The 8,347-nt window shown below is 73.3% G+C and carries 9 protein-coding genes; 3 read left to right on the top strand and 6 right to left on the bottom strand.

From position 1 onward, the window contains the following. The 4 genes from ABD223_RS17300 to ABD223_RS17285 form a co-directional block, all read right to left on the bottom strand. Positions 1 to 237: response regulator transcription factor (locus tag ABD223_RS17300; protein ID WP_344037267.1), on the bottom strand; the 237-nt coding region annotated here is incomplete at its 3' end. 91 nt (positions 238 to 328) lie between these two features. Then, the gene (locus tag ABD223_RS17295; protein WP_344037266.1) at positions 329 to 2,539 is read right to left on the bottom strand and encodes a PQQ-dependent sugar dehydrogenase; all 2,211 of its coding nucleotides are present in this window, start codon (positions 2,537 to 2,539) and stop codon (positions 329 to 331) included. A 248-nt stretch (positions 2,540 to 2,787) separates the two neighbouring features. Beyond that, positions 2,788 to 3,669, bottom strand: coding sequence for a bile acid:sodium symporter family protein (locus ABD223_RS17290; RefSeq protein WP_344037265.1), 882 nt, complete (start codon positions 3,667 to 3,669; stop codon positions 2,788 to 2,790). Between the two features lie 141 nt (positions 3,670 to 3,810). Next, on the bottom strand, positions 3,811 to 4,191 hold the full coding sequence (locus ABD223_RS17285) for a hypothetical protein (protein WP_344037264.1): 381 nt from the start codon (positions 4,189 to 4,191) through the stop codon (positions 3,811 to 3,813). 234 nt (positions 4,192 to 4,425) lie between these two features. Between ABD223_RS17285 and ABD223_RS17280 the strand changes: the two genes are divergently transcribed. The 3 genes from ABD223_RS17280 to ABD223_RS17270 are packed head-to-tail and all read left to right on the top strand — an operon-like array spanning position 4,426 to position 6,142. Continuing rightward, positions 4,426 to 4,755 carry a ClpX C4-type zinc finger protein gene (locus ABD223_RS17280; protein WP_344037263.1) on the top strand — a complete coding sequence of 110 codons (330 nt, stop codon included), beginning with the start codon at positions 4,426 to 4,428 and terminating at the stop codon, positions 4,753 to 4,755. Beyond that, complete coding sequence (locus tag ABD223_RS17275; protein WP_344037262.1) at positions 4,752 to 5,951, top strand: MFS transporter; 1,200 nt, start codon at positions 4,752 to 4,754, stop codon at positions 5,949 to 5,951. Before ABD223_RS17280 ends, ABD223_RS17275 begins: the two co-directional genes overlap by 4 nt. 35 nt (positions 5,952 to 5,986) lie before the next feature. Continuing rightward, on the top strand, positions 5,987 to 6,142 hold the full coding sequence (locus tag ABD223_RS17270; protein WP_344037261.1) for a hypothetical protein: 156 nt from the start codon (positions 5,987 to 5,989) through the stop codon (positions 6,140 to 6,142). 6 nt (positions 6,143 to 6,148) lie between these two features. On the opposite strand, the gene ABD223_RS17265 is transcribed toward ABD223_RS17270, so the two are convergent. Both ABD223_RS17265 and ABD223_RS17260 read right to left on the bottom strand, forming a co-directional pair. After that, entirely contained in the window at positions 6,149 to 7,249 is a 1,101-nt protein-coding gene (locus tag ABD223_RS17265) for a calcium:cation antiporter (RefSeq protein WP_344037260.1), read from the bottom strand. Positions 7,250 to 7,346: 97 nt separating this feature from the next. Next, positions 7,347 to 8,345, bottom strand: a complete 999-nt coding sequence (locus ABD223_RS17260; RefSeq protein WP_344037259.1) for a methyltransferase — start codon at positions 8,343 to 8,345, stop codon at positions 7,347 to 7,349. Positions 8,346 to 8,347 lie beyond the last annotated feature (2 nt).

Raw genomic sequence — 8,347 nt, 5'->3', positions numbered from 1 at the left:
GACGATGATGATGGGCAGGTCGCCGCGGGCGCGCAGGGTGCGGCAGACCTCCAGGCCGTCCACGCCGGGCAGCATCAGGTCCAGCAGCACCACGTCGGGCTCGGCGTCGGCCAGCAGCTCCAGCGCCTCCTCGCCGGAGACGGCGTCCGCGACGGCGAAGCCCTCGTCGGCCAGGGCCAGACCGAGGGCCTGCCTGATGTGGGCGTCGTCCTCCACGAGCAGCACCGAGGGCTCCATCGCCCCAGATCCTGCCAAACCCGGCGGAGATCGCAAGATCGGCCTCGGCGACCGACCGCGGGCGTCCCCGCCCGCGGCCGGTCGCCTCACCTCAGCACAGGCAGAGCTGGTAGTTCGCCTGGTAGGTGGTCGCCGTCGCGGGCGCGGTGATGTTGTGCGTCTGCGCGCCGCCGTCGGACCAGTTGGAGTACCGGTACCGGAAGACCAGTGCGCTGCCCTGCGGGCTCGGCGCGCTGATGGAGTTGTTCGACCCGACGATCACCGTGCGGGTGAACGGCGTGGTCTGCGCCGTGCCGCCCACGCTGAGCTGCAAGCCGCTGGGGCTGCTGGCGAACGTCAGGTTCACCGTCTGCGGGTCGAGCTGCCTCGTGGTGGTCACCGCCCGCCCGGACGAGTCCGTGGCGGTCAGGCTGAGCACCAGGTGCGACGGGTACTCGTGGTCGGGCGCGTTGAACGCGCCCGAGGCGGTGCCGGACCAGTTCTGCACGACGTGCTCGTGGCACGAGCCGTCGGGCCAGCAGTGGTGCAGGATCAGCCGCCAGCTGAGCGCGGACGCGGGCAGCGCGCCGTCCTGGGGGTCGGTGGCGTGCCCGGAGAACGGCACGTGCTGCCCGACCACCCAGTTCAGCGGCGCGGTCGGGGTGTCGATCACCGGCACCGGGTCCTGCGCGACCGGTGTCCCGACGGTGACCGCGACGGTGTCGGTGCCGAACGCGCCGGCCTGGTCGGTCACCCGCAGCCCGACGTTGATCGTGGCCTGCGCGGTGTAGGTGTGGGTGGGCGTGGCGGAGGTGGAGTCGTCGTACTGGCCGTCGCCGTCGAGGTCCCAGGCGTAGCCGAGGGTGTCGCCGGGGTTCGGGTCGGTGGAGCCGGCGCCGCTGAACTGGACGGTCAGCGGGGCGGCCCCGGACGACGGGGTGGCCGTGGCGACGGCGGTCGGCGCCTGGTTGCCGCTGGAGTAGGTGACGCGGCGCAGCTGGCCCGCGCCCAGGGCGATGTAGAACAGGTCGCCGCCGGGGCCGGTGGCGATCTGCACGGGCACGTTCACGCCGGTCACGAACGGCACCAGCTTGGCCGGGTCGGGCTGGCCGTTGGTGGTCTGCATCGCCCAGATGCAGCCGCGCGAGCTGTCCGAGAAGAACAGCGCGCCGTCGTAGGCGGCGGGGTAGTTGCTGGTGGACTCGAACGCGATGCCGGAGATCGAGGACCCGCCGGTGGGGCACGGGTCGGTCGAGACGACCTTGGCGGAGTGGTTGTACGCGTAGTAGGGCGTGGTCTGCCCGGCGCCGCTGTAGAGCGACTCGCACAGGTCGAGGTTGGCGCCGTCGTAGCCGCCCTGGCGGGCCGAGCCCTCGTAGCAGGGCCAGCCGAAGTTCTCCGCCGTCGCGTCGTTCACGTCGGGGATGCGGTTGATCTCCTCCCACGTGTTCCAGCCGACGTCGCCCACCCACAGCTCCTCGGTGCCGGGCCGGAACCCGAAGCGGAACTCGTTGCGCATGCCGTGGGCGATGATGCGCTTGGCGTTGGCGTCGGCGTGGCCCGCGAACGGGTTGCCGGGCAGGCCCGCGCCGGTGTCGGGGTCGATGCGCACGATGGAGCCGTCGAGGGACACCGGCTCGCCCGCCGGGCGGCGGATCGACTGGGCGCGCAGCGCGCCGCCGCGCGCGGTCGGCGCGGTGAGGTTGGCGCCCGCCGCGCCGGGCGGGTCGGCGCACGGGTTGCCGACCTGGCCGTAGTCGGTGAAGTTGAAGCTCGCGCCGTCGCCGCCGCCGACGTAGAGGCCGCCGTCGGGGCCGAACGCGACCGTGCCGATGGAGTGGCTGGGGTACTGCTGGCACCAGTCGGTGACCAGCGGCTGCTCGGCGGTCATGGTGCCGGTGGGCCCCGCGGTCAGCTTGGAGACGCGGCCGGTGACCACGCAGCCCTGGTCGGTGGCGCCGGGCGGGGTCGGGCACTGGTCGCCCCAGCGCGGGTGGGTGCCGCCGGGCACGGCGTCGTAGGTGTAGGCGACGTAGACGAACGGGCGCGCGGGGAACTGCGGGTCCACGGCCATGCCGAGCAGGCCGCGGTCCCAGAAGTCCTGGGTCTGCGGGCGCAGGTCGGCGAACGTGGTGGCGGTGGTGTCGGCGAGCGAGTCGTAGACCTTGATCAGGCCGCTCTTCTCGGCGATGAACACCCGGCCGTCCGGCGCGAAGGAGACCGCGGTGGGCGAGGAGAGGCCGCCGATGGCGAGGCTGTCGGTGAAGCCGGCCGGCACGGCCGCGCCGGCGGCGGGCGGGAGCGCCACCACGGTGGCCGTCACGATGAGCGAGGCGGCGGTCGCGGCGGTCCAGCGTCTGGTTCGAGGGGAAGGACGTCTACGGCGGAGGAGACGCATAGTGAACTTTGTTCCCTTCGTGACACTTTCAAGTGAGCACGAAAGGGTGACATGAGAGGGTTAGCTCACGCTCTGTCTCGCTTTTTCCGCTTCGGAGTCCCGACGTATCTCACCTGAACGGCGCAGCGAGAGTGCCGGGACAGTAGTGCGAAAGCGCTGCTGGAACCGCCTTTTTAGGGGTTCGGGACGGCATTTCGGGGGGCGTCCGTCCGGGTGATGAGGTACCCGGCCGCCGCGGCCAGCGGGAACATCACGATGCCGTACACCGCCGCCGGCACCGCCAGCGCCTCGCTGCCCAGCACGCTCACCGCCACCGTGATCGCCAGCGTGCTGTTGTGCACGCCCACCTCGAACGCGGACGCGATCGCCTGCCGCCGCCCGACCCGGGCCAGGCGCGGCACGGCGTAGCCCACCGCCAGGCTGCACGCGCAGAACAGCACCGTCACGAGGCCGACGTCGGCCAGGTAGGCGCCCACGTTCTCCCGCTCGGCGAGGATCGCGCCCGCGATCACGGCCACCAGCACCACCGCCGAGAAGATCCGCACCGGCCGGTCGGCCCGGTCGGCGAACGCGGACGCCCGGTGGCGCACCAGCATCCCCAGCGCCACCGGGATGAGCACCACCGCGAACACCTGGGCCACCTTGCCGAACTCCAGGCCGACCGCGCCCTCGCCCACCGGCCGGAAGTGGTCCAGGGCGAAGTTCACCACCAGCGGCAGCGTGACCACGGCCAGCACCGAGTTCACCGCGGTCAGGGTGATGTTGAGCGCCACGTCGCCGCGGAACAGGTGGCTGAACAGGTTCGCCGTGGTGCCGCCGGGCGAGGCGGCGAGCAGCATCATGCCGACCGCGAGCACCGGGTCCAGCCCCAGCGCCACCACCAGCCCGAAGCACACCGCGGGCAGCAGCACCAGCTGCGTGGCCAACGCCGCCGCCACCGCCCGCGGCTCCCGCGCGATCCGGGCGAAGTCGGCGACCGTCAGCGACAGCCCGAGCCCGAACATGACCACGGCGAGCGCGACGGGGAGGCCCACCGTCGTGAGGGCGGAATCCATGGCGATCACCTGGGTCTCTCGGGTCGTCGCGGCGGGGAGCGCATCTTCCCCCGGGAACCGGACGAACCGGAAGGTCCGTGAGCGCTTCGATGGCGTTCGGTGATCAGCCCGCGTTCCGGGCGCGGCGCCCCCGGCGGCGCATCAGACCTTGGCGAGCCGGTACTCGTAGCTGGAACCCGAGGTCGAGCAGTTGTTGCCCAGCCGCGAGGCCGTGTAGGTGTAGCCGGACGGGATGCTGCACGCGTACGTGCCGGTGAGGTTGTAGTTCACCGCGTCGAGCAGGTAGTACTCGTAGCGCCAGGCGCACCTCGTGTTGATCCGCACGGACGAGTAGGCGTAGCCGGACGGGATGTCGCACGCCCAGGACCGGTGCAGGCTCGCGGCGCCCACGCCCTGCCCGGTGGTGTCGACCCGGTCACCCGGGCGGGCGTCGGCGGCGGACGCGCCCACCGCGACCGAGGCCGCGGCGAAGGCGGTCGCGGCCAGCGTCGTGCCGACGCGTCGGAGCAGCACCCTGATCATCGTTCCTCCTGGGGCGGGAGCGGCCGGGTCCCGGACGTGCCGGTCCCGGTCCGCGGTGGGGGATCCAACGGGTGGAACGCTGCCACGGCGGCCATGGCGGGTGCTTCGTGACAAGAGGTGAACCCGAGGGGCCCGGGTCCGGGCGGTGTGCACATCCCCGCAACGCCGGCCCCGCGGTCCTCGCCGATCGGCTGCTAAGTTGTCAGGCATTGCCTGACAACTTCGAGGAGAGCCATGGGCTGCTCGTTCTGCGGCAAGGCCGCCGCCGAGGTGCGGAAGATCATCAGCGGGCCGGGGATCTACATCTGCGACGGCTGCGTGGCCGCCTGCGTGTCGATCCTCGACAACGACGACGGCACGTCACGAGCGAGCGTGCCCGAGTGGGCCGACATGACCGACGAGGAGCTGCTGGCCCACCTGCCGCGCATCGCCGCCACCGCCGACCAGGTCGAGGGCGGCCTGCGGGCGCGCGTGCTCGACCTGCGCGAGCGCGGCGTCACCTGGGCGCGGGTCGGCGAGGCGCTGGGCATGAGCAGGCAGTCGGCGTGGGAGCGGTTCAAGTGAGCCGCGACTTCCGCCTGGTCTGGTTGGGGCAGACCGCGTCCTCGCTCGGCAACGGCGTCTCCCAGCTCGCCTACCCGCTGGTCATGCTCGCGCTGACCGGCTCACCGGCCGCCGCGGGCGCGCTGGCGGCCGTGCGCGCGGCGCCGTACCTGGTGCTCGGCTTGCCCGCGGGCGCGCTGGTCGACCGGTGGGACCGCAAGCGGACCATGGTGCTGTGCGACCTCGGTCGGGCGGTGAACGTGGCCACCGTGCCCGCGGCGCTGTGGCTGGGCGAGCTGACACCCGCGCACCTGGTCGTCACCGGCCTGGTCGGCGGCGTGCTGCACGTGTTCTTCTCGGCGGCGGAGAACGCGGTGCTGCCCTCCGTGGTCGACGAGGACCGGTTGACGTCCGCCGTGTCCGCCACCGAGACCGCGCAGGCCGCGACCGGCGTGGTGGCCGGCCCGGTCGGCGGTGCGCTGCTCCAGCTGGGGCGCGGGGTGCCGTTCCTGGTGGACGCGGTGTCGTTCCTGGTGTCCGCGCTGTGCTTCGCGTCGGTGCGCGCGGACCTGCGGCCCGAACCCGCGGAAAGGCGGTCGCTGCGCGCCGAGGTGGCCGAGGGCGTCCGGTGGCTGTGGGGGCACCGGACGCTGCGCTCGATCGCGCTGACCGCCGCCGGGCTCCAGGTGGCCATCTCCGGCATCTCGCTGGTCGCGATCGTCTCGGCCGGCGACGCGTCGCCGGCCGCGGTCGGCGGGCTGTTCGCCGCCCTGGGCGCCGGGGGAGTGGTGGGCGCGCTGGTCGCGCCGGCGCTGAAGGACCGCCTCGGCCTGAACGGCCTGCTGCTGGGCGTGGTGTGGCTGCACGCCGTGCTGTGGGCGGCGCTGGCGCTCGTCGACTCGCTGGTCGCGGTGGGCGTGGTGCTGGCCCTGTTCACCGTCTCCATGCCGTGCTTCGGCGTGGCGGCGCTCAGCCACCAGCTGGAGGTGACGCCGAACCACCTGCTGGGCCGCGTCGGCACCGCGTTCAGCCTGCTGATCTGGGCGGCGACCCCGGTCGGCGCCGCCGCCGCGGGACTGCTGCTGGACCTCACCACGCCGAGCGCGACGTCCCTGGCCTTCGCCGCCTGGGTGGTGCTGCTCGGGCTGCTGGTCGGGCGCGCGGGGCGTCGACGCCGAGCGGACGCCCCCCGGCGCCCGGTCGCCGAACGCGGCTAACCTCGGACGGGTCCACCCCCGTCCGAGGAGCGTGCATGGCGTCCAAGTCCAAGTCCGGCGGCAGCCTGGGGCTGATCGTGGCGCTGGCCGTGGCGATGTTCATCCTCGTGCCCTCGTTCCGAACGGTCGTGCTCGACCTGCTCGAACCGCTCCTCGGGAAGCTCCGGGAGGCCAACCCGTTCGGGGGCTGACCCCCGCTACGGGTTGGTGGCCAGGAACAGGAACGCCGCCAGCAGCACCAGGTGCACCCCGCCTTGGAGCCGGGTGGCGCGGCCGGGCACGACCGTCAGCACGCTCACCACCACGGTGATCGCGAACAGCACCATCTGCGTGGCGCCGAGGCCGAGCACCAGCGGCCCCTCCAGCCACACCGAGGCGACCGCGATGACGGGGATGGTCAGGCCGATGCTGGCCATCGCCGACCCGAAGCCCAGGTTCAGGCTGGTCTGGATGCGCCCCCGCAGCGCCGCCCGGCCCGCGGCGATGGTCTCGGGCAGCAGCACCAGCAGCGCGATCACCACGCCCACGAAGGAGTGCGGGAACCCGGCCGCCCGGACCGCCGCCTCGATCGCGGGCGACTCGACCTTCGCCAGCCCCACCACCGCGACCAGCGACACGAGCAGCAGCGCCAGGCTGACCACCGTCTCCCGCTTGCTCGGCTGCGGCGCGTGCTCGTCGGTCTCCACCACCTCGCCCTCCGGGTCGAGGGGCAGGAAGAAGTCGCGGTGGCGCACCGTCTGGTTCAGCACGAACATCCCGTACAGCGCCAACGACGCCAGCGCGGCGAAGGCGAGCTGCGGGGTGGAGAACTCGGGTCCGGGCTGGCTGGTGGTGAACGTCGGGAACACCAGGCTCAGCGTGGCGAGCGTGGCCACCGTCGCCAGCGCCGAGCCGCTGCCCTCGGAGTTGAACAGCGTCACCCCGTACCGCAGCGCGCCCAGCAACAGCGACAGGCCGATGATGCCGTTCGTGGTGATCATCACAGCGGCGAACACGGTGTCCCGCGCCAGGGTCGCGGACTCGGGACCGCCGGAGATCATCAGCGTCACGATCAGGGCGACCTCGATCACCGTGACCGCGACCGCCAGCACCAGCGACCCGTACGGCTCGCCCACGCGCAACGCGATCACCTCGGCGTGGTGCACCGCGGCCAGCACCGTCCCGGCGAGCACCAGGGCCGCGATCGCGACGAGCACGGGGCCCAGGTCGCGACCCCAGGTCAGCGCCAGCGTCACCAGGCCCAGCAACGGCACCGCGGCCGTCCAGGACAGCCTCGAAAGGGCGGAGGCAGCAGTCATGCCGCCCACCCTCGCACGGCGGGGGCCGTTGCGCCGAACGGATGAGACCGGTCCGTCCCGCCGTCGACGGCCCCCGCCGAGGTGACCTCCCGCTCCGCTAAGCCAGGCGCGCCACCACCAACGACTGACCGGGCGACGACTCCAGCGGGTGCCGGGACGGCTCGTCGAACCCGGCCGCCGCCAGCCACGAGGCGATCTCCTCCGCCGGGTACACCTGCCCGCCCTGCCCGTGGAACAGGTTGAGGCTGAACACCCGGGCGAAGGCGTCGGACGCGCGGTCGGGCGGGTGCTCGTCGTGCTCCAGCAGCACCACCGACCCGCCCGGCCGCAGCGCCGCCGCCACCCGCGCCAGCAACGCCTCGTTCGCCGCCGCAGTCCGGCCGTGGACGACGTTGAACAGCAGCGCGGTGTCGAAGCCCGAACCCAGGTCCAGCACGTCGTAGTCGCCCGGCCGCAACGTGATCCGGTCGCACAGCCCCGCGTCGGTCACCGCGCCCGCGCCCACGGCCAGCGCGTCCGGCAGGTCGACCACCGTCGCGCGCAGCCCCGGGTGCGCCAGGCACAACCGGATCGCGTGCTTGGCGTGCCCGCCGCCGAGGTCGAGCAGCGAGTCGCCCACCGGCACCACCGAGACCACCTCGGGCGCGATCGCGTCCGCGTGCCCCGACAGCATCCCCTGGAACCGCCGCAGCACGTCCGGCCGCTCGGCCAGCCACGCGTAGAAGTCGAGCGCGGGCTTGCCGGTGCGCACCGACTCCTCCAGGTCGGCCCACGACTCGAACAGCACGACGGACCAGAACTTCTGCACGTTCGCGTACCCGTCGCCGACCAGCCACGCGGCGGTCGCGGCGGAGTTGGCGTAGCCGTCCGGGCCGTGCGCGAGGTAGTCGAACGAGACCAGCGCCTCGCACAGCAGCGCCGTGCCGCGCGGGTCCGTCCCCAGCGCCGCCGCCAGTTCCCCGGCGGGGCGCGGTCCGTCGGCGAGGGCGTCGAACACGCCCAGCCGCAGCCCGGCCGACAGGGCGCGGTACCCGGCGGTGGCGAGCAGGTCGTGGAACGACGGTGGCCCGTCGTCCGGTGGCAGGTGCAGCGGCACGG

Source organism: Saccharothrix xinjiangensis (assembly GCF_039527585.1).
GTDB classification, from domain to species: domain Bacteria; phylum Actinomycetota; class Actinomycetes; order Mycobacteriales; family Pseudonocardiaceae; genus Actinosynnema; species Actinosynnema xinjiangensis.
The sequence above is the reverse complement of the archived record's forward strand: the minus strand, read 5'-3'. Positions and strand labels throughout refer to the sequence as shown.

Coding starts and splice junctions, on each gene's coding strand:
- ABD223_RS17290 (WP_344037265.1), bottom strand. CDS start 3,669: ATGGATTCCGCCCTCACGACGGTGGGCCTCCCCGTCGCGCTCGCCGTG.
- ABD223_RS17265 (WP_344037260.1), bottom strand. CDS start 7,249: ATGACTGCTGCCTCCGCCCTTTCGAGGCTGTCCTGGACGGCCGCGGTG.
- ABD223_RS17280 (WP_344037263.1), top strand. CDS start 4,426: ATGGGCTGCTCGTTCTGCGGCAAGGCCGCCGCCGAGGTGCGGAAGATC.
- ABD223_RS17285 (WP_344037264.1), bottom strand. CDS start 4,191: ATGATCAGGGTGCTGCTCCGACGCGTCGGCACGACGCTGGCCGCGACC.
- ABD223_RS17270 (WP_344037261.1), top strand. CDS start 5,987: ATGGCGTCCAAGTCCAAGTCCGGCGGCAGCCTGGGGCTGATCGTGGCG.